The following is a 26,033-nucleotide window of genomic DNA, read 5'->3' as shown; positions in this document are numbered from 1 at the left end:
GGTTACATCTCCTTTACGATCTTAATCAGTCCTTTCGTCAACTTGCTCAGTTGTTCCGGCTCAATAATGAACGGTGGCATCAGATACACCAATTTCCCGAATGGACGTACCCAGATTCCTTCTTCCACGAACCGGCGTTGCATCCATGCCATATTCACCGGTTCTTTGGTTTCAATAACCCCGATAGCTCCTAATATCCGTACGTCCGCTACTTGTGGCAGATGACGGGCAGGTTCCAGCTCTTCTTTCAGTTGTGCTTCGATACGTGATACTTTTTCTTTCCAGTTATATTCACCGGATGTCAGTAATTTCACTGAAGCACATGCCACGGCACATGCCAATGGATTTCCCATGAAAGTAGGGCCGTGCATAAATGCTCCCGGAGCATGGTTAGAAATGGCATCGGCCACTTCATTTGTTGCCAGTACCGCAGACAGTGTCATATATCCTCCCGTCAGTGCTTTACCAATACACATGATGTCCGGTTCTGTCCCCGCATGTTCCCAGGCAAACAGTTTCCCTGTACGTCCGAATCCGGTTGCTATTTCGTCAAAGATGAGTAATAAACCATGTTTGCGGCACAACTCTGCCGCTTCACGCAAGTATTGAGGATGATAGAACCACATACCTCCTGCTCCTTGTACAATGGGTTCCAGTATAAGTGCCGCCAACTCTCCGGAGTGTTGTTCTATCGTTTCTTTCAATGGAACGATATCTCGCGGATCCCATTCCCCGTCATATCGCGAACGAGGTTGCGGTACGAAATACCGGACGGGTAATGCCGAACCAAACAGGGAGTGCATACCTGTCACTGGATCACATACGGACATGGCATTCCAAGTATCTCCGTGGTAACCACTGCGTATGGTCACAAAATTGGTCTTCTGCTTCAACTCGCTTTGCGATGGGGTGGCTTGGCTTTTCGCAACCCAATACTGTACCGCCATTTTCAGAGCTACTTCCACCGCTACCGATCCCGAATCCGCATAGAATATTTTTTGCATGGAAGGAGGAACCAAAGGCAACAGTAACTTACCGAGTTCTATCGCCGGATCGTGGGTTAGTCCGCCAAACATTACGTGCGACATTTTTCCGAGTTGTTCCTCTGCCGCTTTGTTTAATGCCGGATTGTTGTATCCATGTACGGCACACCACCATGACGACATACCTTCGATAAGTGTTTGCTTGCCGTTCGGGGCTTGCGGCGTTTCAATGGTAATTGTTGCCCCTTCGGCATGCTTCACTTTATATACGGGCAGTGGATTGGTGGTCGATGTGTAAGGATGCCACAAATGTTCCCGGTCGAATTGCGAACCGTTGAACTGATATCCCGCTTCTTCAACCAGCTTTTTGTCTTCCGAAACCTTTGAGCCGAGAGTGGTCAACAAATCGCCTACGATGGCAGAATTAATTCCGATATAAAGAGATTTCTTTACCGCTTCTTTACTGAGTTGGGAACGTCCTCCCGCAAAACGAAGATAGGCTGTAGGATTGATAAAGCGGAAAAGGGCGATGGTAGTCAGTACTTCTTCTTCTGTTAGCGGTTGCTGATTTTCGAGCGGTGTGCCGGGGATAGGACTGAGTAAATTGATAGGAATGGATTGCACTCCCAATTTTTTCAAGGTGAAGGCAAATTCGATACGTTGTTCCATCGTCTCTCCCATACCGATGATACCACCGCTACAAATATCCATACCTGCATTGCGGGCAGCCTGGAGCGTGTGTAGTTTTTCTTCCTGTGTGTGGGTACTGCATAAAGTAGGGAAATAAGAAGGTGCTGTCTCCAGGTTACAATGATATCGTGTAATGCCGGCTTCGTGCAGAACCCTTAACTCGTCCTCATCCAACAGGCCCAGTGAAGCACACAGCTGGATAGACGAGTGGCGGCGCATGTGGCGCACCGTATCGCAAAGTTGTTCAATTTGTTGGGATGAAGGTTTGCGTCCGCTGGTTACGAGGGAGAAACGGTTGACATCTTGTTGTTCATTGTATTGTGCCTGTTTCAGGCATTCTTCAGCGGGCAGCAGGTTGTAGATTTCGGCTTTCGTGTGGTAGTGGGCAGATTGTGCGCACCATTTACAATTTTCGGGGCATCGTCCTGATTTTGCATTGATGATGGAACACATGTCGAATTCGCGCGGCGCGCATACAACGGTAATTTCGTGTGCGGCGGCGTACAGCGCTTCACGATCGGCCATATTGGCCAGCCAGACTGCTTGGTCGGGCGATATGTCTATGCCTGACAATATCTGGGCTTTTAATTCATTTGTAGTCATAATTTGGATATAATAGGGGAGAGTCTGAACCGAATTTTGCTTACGCAGCGAACTGTCTGCTACATTTTTCCGCAGGTAGCCAATCGTGACTTGGCGGCCTATGCTGGCAAATGCGGCATAAGTTTTCCGGCTCCAGCGGCGGAAGCGTATCGTCTTCTTATTGGCTTGTTTTTTATGCATGGTGTTCAGAATCCTTCGTTATAAATTCTTTTCGTGGCACAAATGTAGGAAAAATATTCTGATGGGATGCCGTCTATAGAAGTTAATTCAAAATTCACAAGAAAGACTTGCCGGGAAACTAAGCCGTTAAATTCCCGGATTGTAGTTGTAGTTCACGGTTTTGTTTGCTTTCAGTGACGCTTGTACGTCAATCAACCGTTGGTTACTGCTGCCACGGAAGTAAAGGCTCTCATCGCGTAGCTCTTTTCTGAATTTGCCGTCTACCAGCACATCGATATATTCCAGTAACTTTGCTTGCCGAGGGTTACGTAACAGATTTTCAAAGGTATATCCCGTATAACACCATATGTTTTTCCGGCTTTTGATTTTGATGGCCGATGCCAACTCTGTAAAACCTTCCGGCTGGAACATCGGATCACCGCCGCTGAAGGTCACATCCGCAAAATTGTCGGCAAGTACTTTTTTCAGGATCTCGTCCGTACTCATCCAGTATCCGCGATGGATGTCCCATGATTCGGGGTTGTGGCAGCCGGGACATCCGTTAGGACATCCGGCTGCATAAATAGCGGTACGGAAACCGGGACCGTCTACAGTAGTATCTTCTAATATGTCGAGAATAGAAATCATTTTTTCAACGATTAATGATGAGTGATACGGTCGTTTAACTCCGCAAGCTTGGCTTGGTTCCAACGATCGGTAGTACCTACCAGATAGCCAGTGATACGTTGTAACTTGTCGATATGTCTGCTTCCGCATTTCGGACATTCTTCCAGATTGGCAGTAGAATTTTCGTATCCGCAGTCCAGGCAACGGTTACGGTTGTGATTGACAGAGCCATAACCGATATTATAACGATCCATCATATCTACCACACGCATAATGACTTCCGGGTTGTGCGTGGCATCTCCATCCATCTCTACATAAAATATATGCCCGCCGCGCGTCAGTTCATGGTAGGGAGCTTCCACTTCAGCTTTATGACGGGCACTGCATTTGTAATATACAGGTACATGGTTGGAGTTGGTGTAATAATCACGGTCTGTGATACCCGGAAGGATACCGAACTTTTTACGGTCTATCCGGGTAAATTTGCCCGATAACCCTTCGGCCGGAGTGGCCAATATGCTATAATTATGCTGGTATTGGTCGGAGAACTGATTGCTGCGGTCGCGCATGTAGGTCACGATTTTGACTCCCAGCTCCTGAGCCTCTGTCGATTCGCCATGGTGTTTTCCAAGTAGTGCAACCAGACACTCGGCCAAACCGATAAAACCGATACCCAATGTACCTTGATTGATAACCGGGGCAATGCTATCGTTCGGTTTCAGCTTTTCGCTACCTATCCATAGGGCAGACATCAGCAAGGGGAACTGTTTGGCGAATGCAGTCTTCTGGAATTCCATACGTTCGTGCAACTGGCGTGCCGTAATCTCGAGCATGGAGTCCAACTTGGAGAAGAAGCGGGCGATGCGTTGTTCTTTATTCTCTATATCCATACATTCGATGGCAAGGCGGACGATATTAATTGTGGAGAATGAAATATTTCCACGTCCGATGGAGGTTTTCGGTCCGAAACGGTTTTCAAAAACACGTGTACGGCATCCCATTGTGGCTACTTCGTGTTCGTAGCGTTTGGGATCATCAGCTTTCCACTCCTCACTTTGGTTGAAAGTAGCATCAAGGTTCAGAAAGTTGGGGAAGAAACGGCGGGCGGTTACTTTGCAGGCAAGCTGATAGAGATCGTAATTACGGTCTTCGGGCAGATAACTTACTCCTCGTTTTTTCTTCCAGATTTGGATGGGGAAGATGGCTGTTTCTCCGTTTCCCACTCCTTGATAAGTACTTTTCAGCAATTCGCGGATGATACAGCGTCCTTCGGCAGAGGTGTCTGTACCATAGTTGATGGAGCTGAATACCACTTGGTTACCTCCACGGGAATGTATCGTGTTCATGTTATGGATAAATGCTTCCATAGACTGATGTACACGGGCTACAGTCTTGTTGACGGCATGTTGGACGATACGTTTCTCATCAGACAGTCCGTCCAAGGGTTGTGGCAGATAGTCCGTCAACTCCTTCTGATAAAGGTGGGAGTAATCCTTGCCATACAATTCCTCCAGGTTTTTGATTTCTTCAATATAACTTTTACGGACGTACGGAGCCAGATAGAAGTCAAAAGCGGGAATAGCCTGTCCGCCATGCATTTCGTTCTGAGCCGTTTCCAATGAGATGCAACCTAAGATACTGGCGGTTTCGATGCGTTTGGCAGGACGCGACTCTCCATGTCCGGCAGAGAAACCGTAGTTAAGGATACGATCTAACGGATGCTGTACACAGGTCAAGCTCTTCGTGGGATAATAATCTTTGTCGTGGATGTGCAGGTAGTTTTGGCTGACGGCATCCAGAACATCATCACTCAACAGGTAATCGTCTACAAACGGTTTGGTGGTTTCACTGGCAAATTTCATCATCATCCCCGCAGGAGTATCTGCGTTCATGTTGGCATTTTCACGAGTGATATCATTGGACTTGATATTGATGATTTCCAGAAAGATATCACGTGTCTTAGCCTTGCGGGCGATGCTGCGTTGATTGCGGTAAGCGATGTATTTCTGTGCGACATCCTTGCGGCTGCTTTTCATCAGTTCTACTTCTACCATATCCTGAATAGCTTCTACCGTCATCTGCGGCTCTCCTCTGAAAGAGATGTGATCGGTGATCTGATGAATTAACTGCAAATCTTCTCCTTTGTCCGTATGGAGCATGGCTTTACGAATGGCAGTCACTATTTTTTCTTCATTGAAACCGACAATACGTCCGTCACGCTTGATTACCGTTTGTATCATTACCGTTGCTTTTTTAGATTTTATTGTTTTACTTAATTGAGTGGACAAAGATATAATAGTTCTCTATATGATTTTCTTTTTGGAAAACTTTTGTGTGATTAAAAATGGTTAATATGTTGATAACCAAGTGTATTTGTTTGTTGAATGGAAAACTTTATTTTAAATGGGATGATTATAAGTAAACTTTAATGAAGATCGTATCATTCGATGATGTAAAATTGTTTTGAATTTATAAATGAAAAAAGAAAAGTCTACTTATGTGTTTTCAAATACTTTAGTTATATTTGTAGCGAATTGGTTTGCTTATGGCTTTCGCTATTTGCAATTAAAAGGGAAACGGGTGTAAGTCCCGTACAGTCCCGCTGCTGTAAGGTTTCATATTAAACATTTCAGTAATTACCTCCTGCCACTAATGGTTTTTCGATATTGGAGAATGATTGGGAAGGCTGCTCGAAATGGAAATCAAGTCAGAAGACCTGCCATTCTTTAGTGTTCTTTTGCTACTCGTGGGATAGAGCAGAAGGTGAATTTTTAATTTCAAAAAAGAACGATTATGGAAAAATTGTCTCCCCCGTTCAAAGTTGATATTGCAGGGACATTGTGGGCACCGGCTACATTGAAAGATGCATGGGCGCAGTATCAGAAAGGACAGATTAGTTTAAATACCTTGCAGGCCATCGAAAATGCTGAAATACGCAACCTTGTCGAACGTCTTAAATCCGAAGGAATGAAAGTCGTTACAGATGGAGGCTTTCGTAACCGTGATTTCCTTGAAGGCTGGGAAGGACTTGGCTATAAATCGCATACCGGTGATTTTGCATCCAAAGTTCTGGAATTGACCGGAAGGGTTAGCCTGTCGCACCATCCCATTCTTGATGATTATACTTTTCTGACAGGGATTGTTGCCGGGGATGTATTGGTGAAGCAGCATATACCATCTCCGGGAAAATTACTCACCAAAATTCTTCGTGAAATTGACGCTTTGCAGTTGGAACGGATTTATCCGGATATAAATGTATTGTCGGATGACTTGGCGGTAGCCTACAAGAATTTATTATCAGCACTCTATAATTTAGGATGTCGTTATGTGCAGTTTGATGGTGCGAAATCTCTTTTGATGGATGAGGCTGTCCGGCTGAATAACCGGGTGTTGCGTGAACGGCCGGACGGATTGTTTGTCGCTTTTCATGCAGCGACAGATATGCTGATACGGCTTCATGGAGCCGATGCATATTTTCTGAATTATGATTGCGGCATTTGCGACCGTAGCCGTCTGTTGTGGTTTGTCCGTGAAAAAGAAGCTGTATTTGGCTTTGTAATTTCCTATTATCCGGAAGAAGATGAGCTGGATGAGTTGCAGGCGAAAATAGAGGAAGTATTGAATTATATTCCATTGAAGCGCTTCACGCTTTGTCTGCCCGATGCGGATAGCCTTCTTCATCTTTCTGATACCGATGAAGAAAAACAGTGGCAGACGGTGAAGCTGGGGATGGATATGGCAGAACGGATATTTTCTTTCTGAGATGCCACACCTTATGGAGGCAAATGCCACATCTTATGGGAGTAAATGGTGTATTTCATTGGAGCTAATCCTACATATATATACAAAAGCCTCGCATTAATTAATTTAATGCGAGGCTTTGATTATGTAGAGGGGCCGGCCTCTGTTTATCCGGCTTCCACTTATTTTATGACTTCCACTAATTTCTGTTGCAAACCGTCACCGTGCAAGCCGCGTGCAATGATTGTTCCGTCACCGTCAATCAATACGGTGTGGGGAATGCTGCTTACAGCATACAGTTTGGCACCTTCGCAATTCCAGTATTTCAAGTCAGACATTTGCGGCCATGTGATATTTAGCTTTTCGATAGCTTCTTTCCAAGAGTCGGCGCTTTGGTCTAAAGAAACACCTACAATCTCGAAATTCTTATTCTTGTATTGGGCGTATGCTTCTACCAGGTTAGGCATCTCGCGACGGCAAGGACCACACCAGCTCGCCCAGAAGTCAACGAGCACTACCTTACCTTTTCCAACGTAATCGGACAGTTTCACTGTCTTGCCTTCCGGTGTCTGCATTTCAAAATCTGTGAATTTCTGTCCTACAGCAGTAGCTTTCATCTTTTCAACGTTGTCTTTGATTTTGACGATGATTTCATCGTTTTCGTATGCGGCAGGAATTTGCGGCATCAACGGATCAAGATCGGCTACATCCATATAGTAGAAGTTCTGTTTCAGCAAATGTACACCTACCGGATTGGTGATGTTCTTCTGAATGCCTGCTTTGGTAACTTCCATCATCTTGTTTTCCAACGCCTCCATTTCTTTTCCTTTGGCTTCGCGTTGCTCGTCGGTCAAAGTTGTGTCGGACATCGAATTATAGATAGCCATCATCTGGCTGTTCAATCCATTGAGCTGGGTTCTGATTTCCTGATAGGCGTCATTGCTGGGAGTACCTGTTGCGGAATCTTCTTCTCCGGAAGTCAGTTTTACATTGATATTTCCGTTTTCGAGGAAGAAATCAATGGTCATCATGCCGTCTTTGTCGGCAGCTTGGTAAGTGATGTAGCGGTTGACTGCGGTATCTTGAGCACCTTTGAAGGTAAAAGTTCCATTAGTGATGACGGCTGAATCCAATTTAACGGGTTGACGCCCTTGTATAGTTTGCAGATAAACAGTGTCGCCATCGGCAGCACCCTCTACAGTTCCGGTTACGGTGTAACCCTTGTTGCTGTTACAAGCTGCGAATACAGCGGCGACAGCGAGCAGATAAGTAATTTTTTTCATTGTTCATTCTTTTAATAAATAATTTTTGTAGGGGACAAAGATAATAATAAAAAATCCCCTCCGGCATAACCGGAGAGGATTTTATGTTTTGTTGTCCCATTTTTATAGGGATGCTGTGCTTTTTTATTCAGCGGCAGCTTCTGTTGCGGGAGCTTCTTCAGCTGGAGCTTCAGTTGCTTCTTCAACCGGTGCTTCAGCAGCAGCCTTAGCAGCTTCTTCAGCAGCTTTCTTTTCGGCCAATGCTTTAGCTTTTACTTCATTTACTTTCTTTTCGGCTTCGAGACGTGCTTTTGCTTCAGCTTTTTTGGCTTCTTCTTCTTTAACCTTCAAAGCAGCCAAACCACTTTGTTTGTTGTTTTTCCAAGCTTCGAATTTAGCTTCTGCTTCTGCTTCGCCGAATGCACCTTTAGCTACACCACCAAGGAGGTGCTTCTTCATGTAAACACCTTCACGGGAAAGGATGTTGCGGACAGTATCGGTAGGTTGTGCACCTTTCAATACCCAGTCAAGTGCGCGGTCGAACTTCAAATCTACTGTGGCGGGATTGGTGTTGGGATTGTAAGTACCAATCTTCTCAATAAATTTACCATCACGTGGCGCTCTTACGTCTGCAATTACGATAGAGTAGAAAGCGTAGCTTTTACGTCCATGTCTTTGCAATCTGATTTTTGTTGCCATTTAATTAAAATGTTTTTAGTTAATGATTTGAATTATGCTACTATCTCGTAATAGCGGGTGCAAAGGTACGGAATATTTATGAATTATGAATTATAAACGATGAATTATTTTTCGGATAACCTATTATCACCCAACGTTTATTATCAATACTTCATTTTCAAGAGTATCTTTTCGGATACCTTATCAATATAGCCAATATGGCGAATGTACCCATACAGAAAGGATAGTACAGGTTGCCGATAATGCTCAGTGGCGATATGCTTGCTAGTCCTGCCGCTATCAGCATCTGTGCTCCGTATGGAATGATGCCCTGTATCAGGCAGGAAAATGTATCCAGTATGCTCGCTGTTTTTCTGCGGTCCAGATGAAAACGTAGGGCGATGTCCTTGGCAATAGGTCCTGTGGTGATGATGGCGATTGTATTGTTGGCGGTGCAGAGATTGGCTATGCTTACCAATACTGCAATACTGAATTCTGCTCCGCGTTTACCTTTGACGTGCCGTGTCAGACGTGATATAATGAAATCTATTCCTCCGTTATAACGGATTGTCTCGAGCATACCGCCCGCCAACAGGGTGATAATGATGAGCTCGCCCATTCCTGTGATGCCCGTTCCCATCGCTCCGAACCAGTTGAAGAGGTCTATCCCCGTACATAATCCGATAATTCCTGTGGAGATGATACCGAGCAGCAAAACCACCATCACATTGACTCCCGCTATCGCGGTACCCAGTACGATGAGGTAGGGGATTACTTTCATCCATTCTATTTCCTGTATTTGCGGTGAAGCCGATAAGGAAAATCCCCGGAAGATGTAGATGCCCAATACGATAAGTGCCGCCGGTACTACGATCATAAAGTTCACCTTGAATTTGTCTCTCATCACGCAATCCTGCGTCTTGGTGGATGCGATCGTCGTGTCTGAAATAAACGAAAGGTTATCTCCGAAAAATGATCCTCCTACGACGATTGCCACTATGTAAGGAAGGTCGATGCCGGTCTTTTCCGCCAGTCCCACGGCTACCGGCGTAAGAGCCACGATTGTTCCTACACTCGTCCCTATGGAAAGCGAGATAAAACAGGCGGCAATAAAAATGCCTGCCAACAACAGGTTGTCCGGCAGGATATGTAGCGTAAGGTTTACAGTGGCATCAATGGCTCCCATCTGTTTAGCACTTTGTGCAAAGGCGCCGGCAAGGACGAAAATCCAGATCATCAGCAATATATTCTTATTTCCGGCACCTACCGAAAACTGGTAAATACGTTGCTCCAGTTTCAATCCTCTGGTGATGGCGATAGCATAGCAGGAAGAAAGCAGGAACGCTACCGTAATAGGTACTTTATAGAAATCGTTGACAAGCAGTGATGTCACCAGATAAAGACAAAGGAATACTACCAGTGGGCTCAATGACCACCAGCCTCCTTTGTGTCTTGAGGTGGTCTCTGTATTTATATTTGTAGACATATAAAAGATTATTTATAAGTTCGCTGCAAAGTTATAAAAAAACGAAGAGCGACACAAAATGGTTCTGCGTCGCTCTTATTATAATTAGCTATTTGCCTCTGTCTCTTTAACTTCTTTCTACAGCGTAACTCCTGTTTTGAAGATAGCGATTTCTTTATATCCCTTTTTCTCGTTATTCACAAACTCACCGCTTGCCACCCGGATCACATACTCAATGAACCGTTGGCATGTCTTCTCCATCGGTTCGTCCTCAAGGATGACTCCCGCATTGAAATCAATCCATCCCGGTTTATTCTTGGCGAGGGTAGAATTTGTAGAAATTTTCATAGTCGGCACGTACGTTCCAAAAGGTGTTCCGCGTCCGGTAGTAAACAATACCATATGGCATCCACATGAAGCAAGCGCCGTAGCAGCCACCAGGTCATTGCCCGGAGCGGAAAGCAGATTTAGACCTTTTACCTTCAGGCGTTCGCCATAAGGCAATACCCCTTCCACATAACTCTTGCCACATTTCTGCGTACATCCCAACGCTTTATCTTCCAGGGTCGAGATACCTCCTGCCTTGTTACCTGGAGAAGGATTTTCGCCTACCGGTTCACCGTGGGAGAGGAAATATTCCTTGAAGTCGTTAATCAGTTTCACCGTTTCGTTAAACAACTCTTTGTTGCGGCAACGGTTCATCAGGATAGTCTCTGCACCAAACATTTCCGGTACTTCTGTCAGCACGCTCGTTCCTCCCTGAGCAACCAGGAAGTCAGAAAACATCCCCAGCAGCGGATTGGCGGTAATACCCGAGAAACCGTCGGAGCCACCGCATTTCAATCCTACGCGCAACTCACTCAACGGCACCTCCACACGTTTGTCCTGGCTTGCCTTCTCATAAAGTTCACGCAGCAACTTCATTCCTTCTTCATATTCGTCCTCCACCTTTTGTGTTACCATAAATTTCACACGGTCAGAGTCATAATCACCCAGAAACTCGCGGAATACGTCAGGCTGATTGTTTTCACAACCCAAGCTTACCACAAGTACTCCACCGGCATTGGGATGCAATACCATGTCACGCAATATTTTCTTAGTATTTTCATGGTCGTCACCCAGTTGCGAGCAACCATAATTATGCGGATAAGCCATAATAGCATCCACCCCTTTGCCACCTGTCTCACGACGCAATCCTTCGGCAAGTTGGTTGATGATACCGTTTACGCAACCTACGGTAGGAATGATCCAGATTTCATTGCGCACTCCCACATCACCGTTCTTACGGCGATATCCTTTGAATGTCAAATCTTTCTTCGGTATATTCAGCGATACTTCCGTCGGGTTATACGAATATTCTAACAGTCCGGCAAGGTTTGTCTTGATGTTATTTTCATTTATCCAATCCCCCTGTTTCTTTGCCATACGTGCATGTCCGATCGGATATCCGTATTTTACTACATTTTCGCCTTCTGCAAAATCTTTCAGCGCGAATTTATGTCCGGCAGGCACATCCTCGTTCAAAACGATTTCCTTTCCGTCCACTGTGAGTTTTTCGCCTGCCGGCAGTGCCACGATAGCTACTGCAACATTATCCGCAGGATTGATTTTAAGGTATTTCGTCTTCATTATTATGTTATTAATTGATTATTTCTTTAAATTAAAAGCCTTGTTCCGGCGTTACGCTGGTTATAGTAAAATTCGATATTCTCCTTTGTCAACAAATCAATCGGCATGAAGTTTTCTCTGGCCACCTCTTTCTTTAAAATCAGATGGTCACATAGCGCCTTTATTCCATCAAATCCTTGTAACGTAGGTTGCTGGGCAATCAGGAAGAAGATACTTCCCTGTTGTAGGCAAGCCACATTCCGTTGTAACAAATCATACCCCATAAGGTTGAAATCCGTTTTTTGTTGTTTCAGCAAATATTCCCCTATGATATATGCTTTAGAATTGAATGTAATCCCGTTTTTTACGTTCGGATGAGCCTGAAAGAACTCATTCAGCATCTGCGAGTCCTCGCTATCGCGCTTTGCATGTAAATCCAATTCCCAGATATGGCAGTCGGGATGATGCCCTTGCATGTACTCCCTGAAACCGATCTCCCGGCGTTCCTGTTGGTTAGATCCCACGATACCTTCGTTTATCTTGCGGAAAATCACCACTTCCTGTGCATCTTCACCGGCAAGCAACATCAACATTCGTGCGGCGAAATAGCCGCTTTGGTGTGAGTTTTGGCCGAAGAAGGAGAGGGCGGGGGCTTCTTTGATATTCGAGTCTATATATATATAAGGTATGGAATGCGATTCCAGCTCGTTCGTAAAAGGAGTGGTATATTGCGGTGCGGTAGGGGCAAACAGCACTCCGTCGGGCTCTTGTGTCAGGATGGTACGTGCTGCTTCGGCAAACGAACGGTAATCGTACGGGTCGTAATAAGAGAGCTCCACCGTAATGTTGAAATCCGAATAAGTAGTCAGTGCATCCTGTATTCCATTCTCTACATCCGTCCAATATTCACCCTTCTCATGTTGCGGCAACAAGCATGCGAAAGCATATTTCTTGTTGGTAGCCAAAGCGCTGGCATACATGTTAGGCTGGTAATTCAATTGCTTCAGGATTTCCTCCACTCTTTTCTTGCTGGCTTCGGATACTCCGCTTCGTCCGTGGATGACGCGGTCTACAGTTCCTACCGACACATCCGCCATCTTGGCGATGTCTTTAATTCGAATCCTTTCCATCTTCTTATTTAGTATGTTGACGACTTGCGATTTACTATTTGAATGTTTTCGTATTTAGATTTACAGATTGGAGACGGATATGCCGCAGGGTCAATAGCAAATCATCAAATAGTAAATGTTTTTTGTGCTCGCACACAATAATAATCTTAATATTATCGATACAAATATATAACAATTTTTGTAATTACGAAAATTGTTGTATCTTTGTGCCCGCACACGAAAGCTATGAAGAACAAACCTGTTTCAAGTTTACTCTCCATAGTATCAGATGTTTAGCTCCGGTTTAGGGGCGGAAATGACAAATTGAAAGGAATAAATTAATCACATATTAAATAAAAATATAGAATTATGGGAAAGAAAGTCGTTACATTAGGTGAGATTATGTTGAGACTGTCCACTCCGGGAAACACTCGTTTCGTACAGTCCGATTCTTTTGATGTGGTATATGGCGGTGGTGAAGCCAATGTTGCTGTCAGCTGTGCCAACTACGGTCATGAAGCTTACTTTGTAACAAAGTTGCCGAAACATGAAATCGGTCAGTCTGCAGTCAACGCATTGCGTAAATATGGTGTAAAGACAGACTTTATCGCACGTGGTGGCGATCGTGTAGGTATCTATTATCTGGAAACCGGTGCATCTATGCGTCCCAGCAAGGTTATCTATGACCGTGCGCATTCTTCAATCGCTGAAGCTGATCCTTCTGATTTCGATTTCGATGCTATCATGGAAGGTGCCGACTGGTTCCACTGGTCAGGTATCACCCCGGCTATTTCCGACAAAGCGGCAGAATTGACCCGTCTGGCTTGTGAGGCTGCTAAGCGTCATGGTGTTACGGTATCTGTAGACCTTAATTTCCGTAAGAAACTCTGGACAAAAGAAAAAGCCCAGTCCATTATGAAACCGTTGATGCAATTCGTAGACGTTTGCATCGGCAACGAAGAAGACGCCGAACTCTGTCTCGGTTTTAAACCCGATGCTGATGTAGAAGGTGGTAAGACAGATGCTGAAGGCTACAAAGGTATTTTCAAAGCTATGGCTAAAGAATTTGGTTTCAAATATGTAATCTCTACTTTGCGTGAATCATTCTCCGCCACTCACAACGGTTGGAAAGCAATGATCTATAACGGTGAGGAATTCTACGAATCAAAGCGTTACGATATCAACCCGATTATCGACCGTGTAGGTGGCGGTGACTCCTTCTCTGGTGGTATTATCCACGGTCTGTTGACGAAACCTAACCAAGGTGCTGCTCTCGAATTTGCAGTTGCGGCTTCTGCACTGAAGCATACTATCAACGGTGACTTTAACCTTGTTTCCGTAGAAGAAGTGGAAGCTTTGGCAGGTGGTGATGCGAGTGGACGTGTACAACGCTAAGAAAAAATTATAAACTGTCAACCTACCTATGTGTTCAAAGATAAAAGATGTGTCATGGCCATAGGGAATAAATAGTAAAAAAGAAGATGGCAAAATTTGATAAAATCTCCGTTCTGAACAAAATTGGTTCAACCGGTATGGTTCCTGTATTCTACCATAAAGATGCAGAAATAGCAAAGAAAGTGGTAAAAGCTTGTTATGATGGTGGTGTTCGCGCATTCGAATTTACTAACCGTGGTGATTTTGCCCACGAAGTATTTGCAGAAGTTGTGAAGTTCGCCGCAAAAGAATGTCCGGAAATGGCAATGGGTGTAGGTTCTATTGTGGATCCTGCCACGGCAGCCCTGTACCTCCAGTTGGGCGCATGCTTCATCGTAGGTCCGTTGTTCAACCCCGAAATAGCTAAAATCTGCAACCGTCGTTTGGTTGCCTACACTCCGGGATGCGGAAGCGTTTCAGAAGTAGGTTTCGCTCAAGAAGTAGGTTGCGATCTTTGCAAGATCTTCCCGGGCGACGTACTCGGTGCTAAATTAGTGAAAGGACTGTTGGCTCCGATGCCTTGGTCTAAGCTGATGGTAACCGGTGGTGTAGAACCCACACAAGAAAACCTGACCTCTTGGGTCAAAGCCGGCGTATTCTGTGTAGGGATGGGATCAAAACTCTTCCCGAAAGATAAAGTTGCCGCTGAAGATTGGGCTTACGTTACCGAAAAATGTAAAGAAGCTTTGGGCTACATTGCCGAAGCAAGAAAGTAATCATACATAATTTCATTTTGTTTAAAGGTGTTTAAAGGGGACAGCCATCGAAGTGCTACGGTGCTTCGGTGGCTTGTTTTTTGTTTATAAGTGTAAAAGCACTCCTTGAAATCTAAAACAATGTTATAAAACATACGGTTTTATCCTATACCGTTTGCGCGCACGAAAAAAACACTTACCTTTGTAATGCAGTTGGGAAACTGCTTTGATTTAATAGTTTTCAATAAGAAATAGGTAGTTAGTTAAGAGGTAAAAAGATTGAATTTGATTTTCATAAGTTGAATTTTTTTAGATTGGAAATTAGGTATACAAGTAAAGGTAAAAAGTTGAACATTTATAGTTTTCGGATAGGTAATTGAAGTTTATTTTTTAGAGGTAAAAAGAAAGATTGATTTTTGGGTAACAATTTGATGACGATTTAAAAAGAAAAGCCTTTAAGGCTTTTCTTACAGGGGGCGAGGGACTCGAAAGAGTTTGCTCGTTTTTTTGTTTATTCCTTTCTCTTTTTTATATATTTTATTCAAACGTGTTTTCTTTTTCGTATCTTTGCCTGGTATAGCAGCAAGGATGGCTGTTTGTTTAACCTTGTATAAAACTACATCGAATTGGGATATATATTTCACATATTAGACTGGATACTATATGTACTGTTTGCGATAAACGTGTGTTACCTTCTGGTTTATAGTTTGGCTTCCCTTCGCCGAAAGCTTGACAAGCCGGTTCCGGCAAAAGCACATAAGCGTTTTGCCATACTCATTCCCGCCTATAAAGAAGATGCCGTGATACACGAATGCGTGCATTCCTGTATAGACCAGGATTATCCGTCAGACTGTTTCGATACGGTGGTCATATCCGACAGTATGAAACCCGAAACCAATGCATCTCTTTCCGTCCTTCCCATTCGCCTGATAGAGGTTCACTTTGAAAAAAGTACCAAGTCAAAAGCCTTGAATGCTGCGATGGCAGCTCTCGGTGATGATTATGACATAGCCCTGGTACTTGATGCCGACAACGTCATTCCCTACGATTATCTGAACGACGTCAACGACCTCTATGCTCGTCCCGGTGTAGAGATAGTGCAAACCCATCGCATGGCAAAGAACATCAACAGCGACATGGCTCTGCTCGATGCCATCAGCGAAGAAATCAATAACACAATTTTCCGTTTGGGACATGTCAAGCTGGGTATGTCCGCCGCCCTCATTGGTTCGGGCATGGCCTTCTGCTACGATTTGTTCCGTGAGACCATGGCGAACGTCAAAGCCGTAGGCGGTTTTGACCGCGAATTGGAACTGACCCTTCTCTATCAAGGTAAATATTTTCATTACCTGCCCGAGACATACGTATTTGATGAAAAGATACAGAACTCTGATGATTTTTCCCGCCAGCGGCGTCGTTGGTTGTCGGCACAGTGGCACTACTGTATGGCATTTGCCAAATATCTATGGAAAGCCATCTATAAGCGGAATTGGGATTTCTGTGACAAGATGTTCCAGCAATTTTGTATTCCCCGTCTGCTGTTATTAGGTTTCACCTCCATCTTTACCCTTTTCCTTACTTTCTATAACTGGGTTTGGAGCCTGAAGTGGTGGATGATGTTTATTCTACTTGTTACGGCATTGCTTGTAGCCGTTCCCCGCAGATATTGTACCAGCCGCCTGGCAATGGCCATCAGGTCGTTGCCCTATACATTCCTGCTGATGGTAACCAATGTGTTTAAGTTGAAAGGAGCGAATAAAAACTTCATTCATACGTCACACGGCATAGAAACCGGGAATTCGAAATAACAGATATAACAATGATCTACGTTTTATACTTGCTGAGGTTCGTCATTGGTGGGAGTAATTCAATAAGAGAAAAACGGAGACGTTGAATATTGAAAACTTGACCGTAAGTTGGAAATATCTTGGAAATAGTATATATTTACAGGAAAAATAGGGCGAAATGTCAAAAGCAGATACTATTCATATCGTTTTAGCTTCGGATGATGCATATGTTCAGCATTTGGGTGTATTGCTTGTCTCTATATTTGAGAATAATAGGGAAGAAACTATGCTTATCCATCTGATGACAGATAATATTTCGGATAAAAATAAACGGTTATTATCCCAAATTGTAGATCTGCAATATGGACAACGCCTGATTTTTTACGAGATGGATAAGATCCTCTTTAAAGAATTTCCGTTACGAACTAGAGACCATATATCTATTGCGGCATATTACCGTTTAATGTTAGTGGAGTTACTTCCGGAAGAGATATCTCGTATATTGTATTTAGATTGTGATATGATTGTAACCGGCTTGCTCCGTCCTTTATGGGATGTTGACATGAATGGAAAAGCTGTTGCAGCGGTGATGGATAATTTGTTTTTCACTCCTGAGACTTTTAGTCGTCTATCTTTGCCTGTCGGTGATGGATATTTTAATTCAGGAACATTACTTATCAATTTAGATTATTGGCGTAAAGTGGATGTTTTTGGGAAGGCCTTACGGATAACGGAAACAAAGTCGGATATTTTACTATGGCACGATCAAGATATACTAAACTTGCTGTTTCATAAATGTTGGTTACGTCTTCCTTATCGTTGGAATGTGATGAATACGTTGATGCGTCCTTTTCCTTATTATACTCCAGAATTATTAAAAGAGATAGACAAAGAAATAGAGGAACGGGTGATTATACACTATACATGTGCTTGGAAACCATGGATATACCCATGTGACAATCCATTGTGCTTTGAATACTATAAATATTTGCGACTCTCTCCATGGAGAAGTTTCAAACCAAAGGCTTCAATATGGAAACGTGCGAAATGGAGAATACATACTATAAGAATTTCTCTTGGCTTGTTGAAGAATGGTTATCGAAATTTAGAGTTATGAATACCATGCCTGAAATATCAGTTGTCTTTCCCATATATAATCAAGAGAAATACTTGTCTGGTTGCTTGTATTCGTTTCAGAGACAGACTTTTACAGATTTTGAACTTTTGTTGATAGATGACGGAAGTACCGATGGTACTCCGGAGTTATGTGATGTTTGGGGGATACGGGATAAGCGTATTCGCGTATTCCATAAGAAGAATGGAGGCGTCAGTTCTGCACGTAATGAAGGAATAGAGCAGGCACAGGGAAGGTATATCGTATTTTGTGACCCTGATGATTATGTAGAGCCCGATTATCTGTTACATTTATATCAATTATTACCAGATGGAAGGAATGAAGACGGTTTTGTTGTGCAAGGGTATGAAAAAAACGATGGGAACGGACTAAATATAGAAAATAAGCACTTCATGTTCCGGTGTTATTTTAATGAGGAAATAAAAATTCTTCTCAAAAGTAAAGAATTTGGTGGAATGTTTAGTCCATGGGCTAAATTATTTAGTCGTAGTTTTCTGAATGAACATCATTTACGGTTTGAACCTCAACTCAGTTATTTCGAAGATGTATTGTTCATATTGAACTCTATATTACATAGTAATTATATTGTTGTAGGTGATTGTGTAGATTACCATTATATTCTTCGGGCTGGAACGTTATCTCGAAAAGTAAGTTCTTTTTATTCAGAATACAATGCGTTTGTTCTGTGCGATAAAATGATAAACAGTTTGTCGAAGAAATATAGGTTGAATAGCCGTGAAATAGAAGCACCGTTTCAGGCATTATATTTACCTCTTTGTAGAGCGCTGAAAGCAGATTATCATGTATTAAGTAGTGTTTCTGGAACTGAGAGAAGAGAACATCTAAAACTATTGAGGGCAGTTTCTTTAGACTATATGACTTCCTACTATATACCGGCTTATTTGATAGATAAATTAGGACGTTTCTTATTAAAAAGTAATTATGTGTGGATATACGACAGATTATTTACTCTTTTGTTTCGGTTGAAAGTTAAGAAAATGTTTTGTCCTCCGTTTTAAAGAGATAATGTTATGAAGATTGTGATACCTGCGTGGGGATTAGGAAATGTGATGTTTCAATATGCATTTCTCTGCGAGTTGCGTTTCAGGAGCAAAGAAGGATGTTGTTTCTTTGTTCATAAGAGATCAAGGTTTGATCATCAAGGCTACGAATTGGAAAAACTGTTTAAGGTTAAACCTTATGAAGGGTTGAATTTTTTTCAGAAAATTTATGTACATTTCGTAGAATTTCTAGGGGCAGCTGGATTACCGCATTATAAGCTGATAACATATCCGTTTAGAGAAATCCGTCCTAAAGAAAATTTCATCTATTACGAGGATGTTTTTGAACATAAAGGTGAAAATTGTTTGTTTCGTGGTACTTGGCAAAGCCCAAAATACTTTGCTCACGTTGTACCGGAAATACTGAAAACTTTTACTTTCGACGAGAAGATGATGTCATCCTATTCGGTGGCCATGTTGAAGAGGATAAGTGAATATAAAAATAGTGTGAGTATACATGTACGTAGAGGAGACTATGCTTCGGGAAAATACGATGGTTTATTACTGTGTTGTCCAATGGATTATTATCAGCGTGCTGTCTCTTATATGGAGGAGCATATGGAGAAACCTGTATTTTTTGTATTTTCAGATGATATAGAATATGTCCGACAATATCTGAAAGCTGATAATATTGTTTTTGTAGACGGAAACCGAGACAGCAACTCCTGGCAAGACATGTTTCTGATGAGCAGATGCTCTCATAATATAATTGCCAATTCTACATTTAGTTGGTGGGGAGCATTTTTGAATGCCAATCCTGATAAGAAAGTGATAGCTCCTCGTAAATGGTGGTATTACTTTGAACACGATGATGTAGTTCCCGATGAATGGATAAGACTGTAGTAGTCTATTTCCTTTTAATGATCCTATGTGTAAAATCACGTATACCTTGTGTAAAAAGGTAGAGAAGGAGATAAGTCAGTAGAGCATATGTTATACAGATACATACGGCATACAAAATCCATTGTAAGAATGACGTTTCCGGACGGAAATATTTAGGTAGGATAATTATATGACAGGCGAAACCGGGCAATAAGATTAGGAATAAATGAGTAAGATATTTCCACCAATATATCCAGATAGAAGTTTTAAATCCCGCTTTGAATAAAAAATAAGGTTTCCAAAAAGTTATAATGATAATTAAGCTGGTTATACCTCCTAACAATACTCCGGGTAACCCCCATAAATAGCCACCTATAATGGCGACAGTAAGATTTATACAAATCTCTGTTATGGGTGCCCATGTGTCCGAGAATAATCCATATCCATAGAGAAATTGATCAGTTGCTCCCCGGGTGTATCCAATGAAAGTATTGAGGATTATTAAAAAGAGTATATGGGTAGATAATATGTATTCTTTGCCTATCCATAGGGATATAAAAGGTTCTGTGAGATGAAATAGTGCAAAAGAGATGATCCCTGCTATAAAAAAACGGATTCCTAATAATTCCCAAAAGACTTGCTTTATTTTTTGTGTATTACCCTCTGCAATGAGATTTCCTACTCCTGCGCTGGTACTTCCCAATAGATTATTGACAAATTGTGCTACTTTGTCCACAATAATGGTGTAGTTACCGTAAAAGGCGACAATTTTTAACGAAACGAATGCATAGATTAGAAAAGGTACGGTTTGAGATTGTACAAAGCTACCCATCTTGTGGATAAAAATTTGTTTTGTATAGGTTATTACTTCCGGATATTTTCGGAAGATTTTTCTTCCTAACCGTATTTCACTCTTTAGCCATGGATACACTTGTTTGATTTTCCAGTTCAAAATAAGAGAGTAGGTTATACCTAATAAAACTTCCATGGATATCCATAAGTAGAAATTTCTTGTATAGTAAGCGCATGCTATTTGAAGGATGGTTTTTATCAAAACAGCGCTTTGAAAATAAGCGGTTACTACATAATTTTTTTGATCGGCGCTAAGTAAGGTCTGTTTATAGTTGATGAAGTAACTGATGAGTGAAGTAAATAAATAAGAAGAGAATGCAAAGAAAGTAACTCCAAGTGGAAAGATTGAGTTTGGAAAAATGAAGGGTAGACATCCTCCCATAATAATACCGCCACCAAGGATGATAAATCCTATTTGGCGATAAATATATCCGAATACAGATATTATCTCATTGATTTTTTCATGGTTTTGGGTATATAGAGGTTTGTAAAGCACATATCCGATAGCACTTCCTATTCCTAACTCTGCCAGATTGAGGAAGCTTAATAAGTTTTGTAATGTTCCTGTAAGTCCCATGAAGTCATCTCCTAGCATGTCAAGATAGGTCTTTCTGGAGAAGAAAGCGAATACCAGGCTTAAGAAATAGAATATCAGGTTAATCCGGGCATTTAGAAGAGATTTTTTTACACGTGACTCTTGCGGCATAGTTTTTTATTTCTTAATGCTACAAAGGTATACAATTTATCGTATCTTTGTATGATTAAAAGACTTATGTATGGATGATTTTCCTTTAATATCAGTTATTATTCCGATATTTAATAAAGAAGATTTACTCTCAAGATGCGTTGAAAGTGTTTTGAAACAGTCTTTTATGGATTTTGAGCTTATATTGGTGAACGACGGAAGTATGGATGCTTCCGGAAAACTGTGCGATGAATGGTGTAAAAAAGATAAAAGAATAAAAGCCATTCATCAGTATAATTTGGGGGTTAGTGCGGCTCGTAATAAAGGAATAGCATGTTCCCAAGGAAAATACGTTGTATTTGTTGATGCGGATGATTGGGTAATGCCTGATTATTTGTTACATCTTTTAGAGCTTGTTCCCAAAGATGATAGGAGCGGATTGGTTGTACAAGGCTTTCAATCGTATAGTCCGGATGGGAAAAGATGGGGTGAAGATAAGTTTTTCCAATATACGTTTTCTACTGATAGAGCCGATATCGGAAAGATGATTGAGAAGTTTGATTTGGGAGAATGTGGTTTTTCTGTTTCAAAACTCTATAATAGGAGTTTATTGGAAACTTATGATATACATTTCGATGAACGTATATCCTTTTGTGAAGATCTTCTTTTTATGTATGATTATTTGTTGCATGCCGATTTTTTGGTTATAGGTAATGCGCAAGATTATGCATATGTAAAGTATCCATCTTCTCTTTCGGCTGTGCTTCATCCTTTTGAAATGGAATATCTTTGCTTTATGGAATACCAGAAGCGTGTACAAGCTTTAATGTCAGTTTTCAATTTGTCATCATCTGTAATTCCTCATATCATCAATGCTATGATGAAATGTTTTCAAAGAGCATTGAAGACTGATTATCAATTCTATCATAGAAAAAAAGTGTCTGGAAAAATGCGATTGGATAATCTCAAGAAACTGATAGTTACTAATTATGAAATAATGTGCCGGTGTTATTATCCGGTGTGTAAAAGTGACCGTTTGGGAAAGATTCTTCTTCGCTTTCGTTATTTTACTGTTTATGATATATATATGCGTTTCCTTTTTAAGTTAGGTTTTGTTCCTATTTTCAGAGGGCCGGTAAAAAATAAAAGTAGAGAGGTGTGGTTTCAATTATTACGATAAACTATAACGGCTGGCAGGATACCTGTGAATTGATAGATTCCCTAAAGCGATACGAGACTTATCCTTATGAAGTAATTGTGGTGGACAATGCGTCAAAAGGAGATGATGTACAGCGTTTGCGTAATGCATTTCCAGACATACAAGTTGTGGCGAGTGATAGGAATTTAGGGTTTGCCGGTGGAAATAATTTGGGCTATCGGTATGCTAGTGGAAATTATATTCTCTTTCTGAACAATGATATGCTGATAAAATCTTCTTTTTTGGCACCGTTGGTTCATAGCTTGCAAGAGGGAGATTATGCCGGGGTTTCTCCCTGCATCCATTTCTTGTATAAACCGGGGCAGATACAATATTATGGTTATCATGATATGACGCGCATTACACTACGCCACACTACCGAACTGTTTGATCCGGCACGTAGGGAAAATTTTCTCAGACCTGTGCCGACTGAAGTATTGCATGGAGGAGCCATGATGTTTCGCCGGGAAGCTATCGAAAAAGTGGGGTTGATGGCTGAAACATATTTCCTTTTCTATGAAGAATTCGATTGGAGTCGTCGTTTTCGTGAAGCGGGATATAAATTGTTTTATGAACCTTCGTCGAATGTTTACCACAAAGAGAGCATGACCATAAAGTCAAAGACTCCTCTTCGTAACTACTATCTGACACGGAGTCGTATCATATTCGCCAGAAGGAATAATAAAGGTGTTTCCTGTTTTTTGTCTTGCCTATACCTCGTTGTAATATCTGCTCCCTATAAAATGCTGAACTATGTGGGCAAGGGCAATTGGAATATGATTTCTTCCATATGGAAAGGTACGTTTGCTGGATTGTTCGCTAAAATTTATTGAGGGTTATGGGAAAAAAATTACCTCTTATTACTTTGGGAATTCCTATTTATAATGCTGCCGGACTGATAGAACGGACTTTGTTGTCTGTCTTAAATCAGACGTACCCTAATATCGAGTATGTATTTGTAGACGATAAAGGTAACAGTATGGACATTGTAAAACGAGTGGTAGCGGAACATCCGCGGAGGAGTGCCGTACGAATTATTGACCAAGGAAGGAATAGGGGAATTGGAGCGGCTCGTAATACTATTTTGGAATATGCTACAGGTGATTATCTCTTTACTATGGATTGTGACGATCTGATAACTCCGGATTGCATAGAAACTCTGTATGGTTACATGTTCCGGTATCCGGTGGATTTTGTGGCAGGTTCTTTTGTACGCATAGATATGGAGGGTAAACAATATCCAGGATGCCAGTATACCGATACGTTGATAGAAGGAGAACGCCACCCGGTAGCTCGTTATCGCTATGGGCAAGAAAAGGAGATTTTTGTAGCTACTTGGAACAAACTTTATTCATTGGAGTTCCTTAAACGTTATCACATCTGCTGCAAGGAGGGACACCTTAATGAGGACCCTTGGTTTACGTACCAAGTCATCATCAATGCCGCTTCTTGCAGATTGATACCGGAATGTACTTTGTTTTACACGTACAATCCTCAATCAGTATCTGGTATTTCGGCAGCTAAGGGTTATTCGGAAAAAATTGCCCGCCAGTATGTCGATGTACAGAAATTGAAGTCAGCATATATCAGTGGATTGGCTAATGAAAGTTTTTACCGTAACTTGTTGGTGGATATCATGCAGATGAGTGTTTATCATGCTTATAGGATTGGTTGTACACCTCTGTTGTCAAAAATATGCAAGAATGAGTTGTTGCGTGAATTGCTAACCTGTTCATGTCTTTCACCGCGAAAGAAAGCGGGAAAGCGGACTTTGAAATATCTTTTCTTTCGTGTTTTTTTTGCATTACCCATGTTTGGTAAGTTAGGAGTGATACGGGTAATGGTAGCCGTACAACTAAAGCAGATAATTCGTCGTTGGATACATTTCTGAGGGTTTTAACGATAAAAAAGAGAGAGTGTGTTTTTCATCATTAAGAGATACGGTTAAGAATATTCTACCTATAATCAGACTGTTATCGCTTTTATACTATACACTGAGTATGACGGTTGCAATGGTGATGACAAACTTCAAGATTGTACTCCAGACAGATTTTTTCATGCTCAATAAGTTTTAATGTTATAAAACTAAAGTATTTAGGCGATGTTTCTCTTCGTTTTCAATACAAAGAGTCTGAATACATTTTTTATCATATCATGTTTGTTGAAAAAATATTGCGAAAGTTGTACTTTTATGGATATTATGACTCATTCTGTCATTTTTTGTGATAAAGTCTGGGTGTGTTCGTATTCTTTGATCGTTTCGTATATTTTCTTGACGCTATTTTCCCAGCTGTGTGTCTGCGCAAAGGCGATGCGCTTTTCACGCAGGGGGGCATCGGTAGCTTCTGTCACGGCGGTATGTAGCGCGTCCACCCATGCCAGGGGCGTAGAACCGGCCAGGTACGTGTAGTCTGCGAAGACATCGCGCATGGTGTGGGTGGAGGTGGCTACCACAGGTTTGCCCATGGCGAGATACTCGTCTATTTTCAACGGATAGTTACCGTCTGTTATCGGGTTGAGAACTTGCGGATTGATGCAGACATCGAAATATCGTATGTATTGGGGTAACTGTTCCACTTCCTTACGGCCGGTGAAGTATACGTTCTTCAGCCGGTGTAGCGGGTGCTGTTCGAAGTGCCTGTCTTCGGGGCCCACAAAGACGAAGCTGTATTGGGGCAGTTGGCTGGCTGTTTCGTATAACAGGCTGCTGTCCAGACGGCTTTCGATAATGGCTCCGGTATATCCTATCACCGGTGAGGGGATGTTTTTCAGGTCTTCCGGCTGTTCCCAGGGGCGGCGGGGATTGTATAGATCAAGATTCACCCCCGTATTCAGTACGCAGGTACGGGAATTCCACGGGCGGAGTTGTCCGGCAAAGTAGCTGGAGTTGGCAAGCACTATATCCGACTGGCGTACCAGGGCTTCTTCACAGCGCGGGCCGTGTTTGCGCCAATAGGGGAAACCGATGATGTAGTCGCGGCGGTAGTAGATGCTGATGGCGGGGCGGATGTATTCCTTCAGGTAACGGCTGCGGTAGAGGTCGGTGTCTATCAGGTGTATGTACTCTTTAAATCCGAGTCCGGAGGCTTGCTCCACAATCCATTTTCCCAGTTTCCTGTTGTTCTTCCGGTTGAAAAAATCGAATAGCGCGGCGGGTAGTTTGTTGATAGACAATAGTGTGAAAGGGCAGTCCGATACCCACAGGTTTTCATTGATCCGCCTTATCGGGGAGACTTTTCCACGGATGACGTCTATGCGACGGCGATAGGCCGTACTTTCTTTACCTCTCCGTTTCAGGCGGGTTATCAGATTTAGGGGGGGGCTGATGTACAACACCCGGTGCTGTTTGGAGATTTCAAGGGCTGTATTCTTTATCGTACTGCCTATCTCGATGTCCCAGGGTTGCAGGCTGGTGATGATGAAGTCTCTCATGGCTATA

The 26,033-nt window shown here is 42.3% G+C and carries 21 protein-coding genes and 1 riboswitch; of the genes, 10 read left to right on the top strand and 11 right to left on the bottom strand.

The features are described 5' to 3' along the window. Nucleotides 1-2: 2 nt before the first annotated feature. The 3 genes from bioA to C1A09_RS14720 form a co-directional block, all read right to left on the bottom strand. Entirely contained in the window at nucleotides 3-2,456 is a 2,454-nt protein-coding gene (bioA, locus tag C1A09_RS14730) for an adenosylmethionine--8-amino-7-oxononanoate transaminase (protein ID WP_101545678.1), read from the bottom strand. 126 nt (nucleotides 2,457-2,582) lie between these two features. Then, entirely contained in the window at nucleotides 2,583-3,083 is a 501-nt protein-coding gene (gene nrdG / locus C1A09_RS14725; RefSeq protein WP_101545675.1) for an anaerobic ribonucleoside-triphosphate reductase activating protein, read from the bottom strand. Nucleotides 3,084-3,094: 11 nt separating this feature from the next. After that, nucleotides 3,095-5,302, bottom strand: a complete 2,208-nt coding sequence (locus tag C1A09_RS14720; protein ID WP_101545671.1) for an anaerobic ribonucleoside triphosphate reductase — start codon at nucleotides 5,300-5,302, stop codon at nucleotides 3,095-3,097. 278 nt (nucleotides 5,303-5,580) lie between these two features. Then, a riboswitch (cobalamin riboswitch) is annotated at nucleotides 5,581-5,800 on the top strand. 55 nt (nucleotides 5,801-5,855) lie between these two features. On the opposite strand from C1A09_RS14720, the gene C1A09_RS14715 reads away from it, so the two are divergent. After that, nucleotides 5,856-6,824 carry a uroporphyrinogen decarboxylase/cobalamine-independent methonine synthase family protein gene (locus tag C1A09_RS14715; RefSeq protein ID WP_101545668.1) on the top strand — a complete coding sequence of 323 codons (969 nt, stop codon included), beginning with the start codon at nucleotides 5,856-5,858 and terminating at the stop codon, nucleotides 6,822-6,824. 161 nt (nucleotides 6,825-6,985) lie between these two features. Here C1A09_RS14715 and C1A09_RS14710 read toward each other — a convergent pair whose 3' ends face one another. The 5 genes from C1A09_RS14710 to C1A09_RS14690 all read right to left on the bottom strand — a co-directional run bounded on the left by C1A09_RS14710 (nucleotide 6,986) and on the right by C1A09_RS14690 (nucleotide 12,946). Next, nucleotides 6,986-8,086, bottom strand: coding sequence for a TlpA disulfide reductase family protein (locus C1A09_RS14710; RefSeq protein ID WP_101545665.1), 1,101 nt, complete (start codon nucleotides 8,084-8,086; stop codon nucleotides 6,986-6,988). A 123-nt stretch (nucleotides 8,087-8,209) separates the two neighbouring features. Continuing rightward, nucleotides 8,210-8,764 carry a 30S ribosomal protein S16 gene (locus C1A09_RS14705; RefSeq protein WP_101545661.1) on the bottom strand — a complete coding sequence of 185 codons (555 nt, stop codon included), beginning with the start codon at nucleotides 8,762-8,764 and terminating at the stop codon, nucleotides 8,210-8,212. A 157-nt stretch (nucleotides 8,765-8,921) separates the two neighbouring features. Beyond that, a complete protein-coding gene (locus tag C1A09_RS14700; RefSeq protein ID WP_101545657.1) occupies nucleotides 8,922-10,229 on the bottom strand; it encodes a Na+/H+ antiporter NhaC family protein in 1,308 nt (435 codons plus the stop codon). 117 nt (nucleotides 10,230-10,346) lie between these two features. After that, entirely contained in the window at nucleotides 10,347-11,837 is a 1,491-nt protein-coding gene (locus tag C1A09_RS14695) for a UxaA family hydrolase (protein ID WP_101545653.1), read from the bottom strand. Between the two features lie 26 nt (nucleotides 11,838-11,863). Then, nucleotides 11,864-12,946, bottom strand: a complete 1,083-nt coding sequence (locus tag C1A09_RS14690; RefSeq protein ID WP_101545650.1) for a LacI family DNA-binding transcriptional regulator — start codon at nucleotides 12,944-12,946, stop codon at nucleotides 11,864-11,866. Nucleotides 12,947-13,294: 348 nt separating this feature from the next. On the opposite strand from C1A09_RS14690, the gene C1A09_RS14685 reads away from it, so the two are divergent. From C1A09_RS14685 to C1A09_RS14660, 6 genes are all read left to right on the top strand, one after another. Then, nucleotides 13,295-14,320, top strand: a complete 1,026-nt coding sequence (locus tag C1A09_RS14685; protein ID WP_101545647.1) for a sugar kinase — start codon at nucleotides 13,295-13,297, stop codon at nucleotides 14,318-14,320. An 86-nt stretch (nucleotides 14,321-14,406) separates the two neighbouring features. Then, nucleotides 14,407-15,075 (top strand): bifunctional 4-hydroxy-2-oxoglutarate aldolase/2-dehydro-3-deoxy-phosphogluconate aldolase, encoded by a 669-nt coding sequence (locus tag C1A09_RS14680; protein WP_101545643.1) that lies wholly within the window; start codon nucleotides 14,407-14,409, stop codon nucleotides 15,073-15,075. Nucleotides 15,076-15,680: 605 nt separating this feature from the next. After that, entirely contained in the window at nucleotides 15,681-16,862 is a 1,182-nt protein-coding gene (locus C1A09_RS14675) for a glycosyltransferase family 2 protein (protein ID WP_101545639.1), read from the top strand. 157 nt (nucleotides 16,863-17,019) lie between these two features. Beyond that, nucleotides 17,020-17,958, top strand: a complete 939-nt coding sequence (locus tag C1A09_RS14670) for a glycosyltransferase family 8 protein (RefSeq protein WP_101545636.1) — start codon at nucleotides 17,020-17,022, stop codon at nucleotides 17,956-17,958. After that, nucleotides 17,955-18,995 (top strand): glycosyltransferase family 2 protein, encoded by a 1,041-nt coding sequence (locus C1A09_RS14665; protein WP_158557866.1) that lies wholly within the window; start codon nucleotides 17,955-17,957, stop codon nucleotides 18,993-18,995. The genes C1A09_RS14670 and C1A09_RS14665 overlap by 4 nt, the downstream gene beginning before the upstream one ends. A gap of 12 nt (nucleotides 18,996-19,007) precedes the next feature. Next, the gene (locus C1A09_RS14660) at nucleotides 19,008-19,880 is read left to right on the top strand and encodes an alpha-1,2-fucosyltransferase (RefSeq protein ID WP_101545630.1); all 873 of its coding nucleotides are present in this window, start codon (nucleotides 19,008-19,010) and stop codon (nucleotides 19,878-19,880) included. 4 nt (nucleotides 19,881-19,884) lie between these two features. Here the strand turns inward: C1A09_RS14660 and C1A09_RS14655 are convergent, their stop codons facing one another. Continuing rightward, the gene (locus C1A09_RS14655) at nucleotides 19,885-21,417 is read right to left on the bottom strand and encodes a lipopolysaccharide biosynthesis protein (protein ID WP_101545628.1); all 1,533 of its coding nucleotides are present in this window, start codon (nucleotides 21,415-21,417) and stop codon (nucleotides 19,885-19,887) included. 70 nt (nucleotides 21,418-21,487) lie between these two features. Between C1A09_RS14655 and C1A09_RS14650 the strand changes: the two genes are divergently transcribed. From C1A09_RS14650 to C1A09_RS14640, 3 genes are read left to right on the top strand one after another with little or no spacing between them, the layout of a single operon-like run. Beyond that, a complete protein-coding gene (locus tag C1A09_RS14650) occupies nucleotides 21,488-22,576 on the top strand; it encodes a glycosyltransferase family 2 protein (RefSeq protein ID WP_101545625.1) in 1,089 nt (362 codons plus the stop codon). After that, a complete protein-coding gene (locus tag C1A09_RS14645; RefSeq protein ID WP_101545622.1) occupies nucleotides 22,555-23,427 on the top strand; it encodes a glycosyltransferase family 2 protein in 873 nt (290 codons plus the stop codon). Before C1A09_RS14650 ends, C1A09_RS14645 begins: the two co-directional genes overlap by 22 nt. Before the next feature lie 5 nt (nucleotides 23,428-23,432). Next, the gene (locus C1A09_RS14640) at nucleotides 23,433-24,485 is read left to right on the top strand and encodes a glycosyltransferase family 2 protein (protein ID WP_101545619.1); all 1,053 of its coding nucleotides are present in this window, start codon (nucleotides 23,433-23,435) and stop codon (nucleotides 24,483-24,485) included. Nucleotides 24,486-24,581: 96 nt separating this feature from the next. Here C1A09_RS14640 and C1A09_RS16405 read toward each other — a convergent pair whose 3' ends face one another. Together C1A09_RS16405 and C1A09_RS14635 are read right to left on the bottom strand one after the other, a co-directional pair. Then, nucleotides 24,582-24,653: a smalltalk protein gene (locus C1A09_RS16405; RefSeq protein ID WP_158557872.1), complete on the bottom strand. Its 72-nt coding sequence runs from the start codon at nucleotides 24,651-24,653 to the stop codon at nucleotides 24,582-24,584. A gap of 146 nt (nucleotides 24,654-24,799) precedes the next feature. Continuing rightward, on the bottom strand, nucleotides 24,800-26,026 hold the full coding sequence (locus C1A09_RS14635; protein WP_101545616.1) for a glycosyltransferase: 1,227 nt from the start codon (nucleotides 26,024-26,026) through the stop codon (nucleotides 24,800-24,802). Between the last annotated feature and the right edge of the window lie 7 nt (nucleotides 26,027-26,033).

Source organism: Bacteroides cutis, from assembly GCF_900241005.1.
Classification (GTDB): domain Bacteria; phylum Bacteroidota; class Bacteroidia; order Bacteroidales; family Bacteroidaceae; genus Bacteroides; species Bacteroides cutis.
The sequence above is the reverse complement of the archived record's forward strand: the minus strand, read 5'-3'. Positions and strand labels throughout refer to the sequence as shown.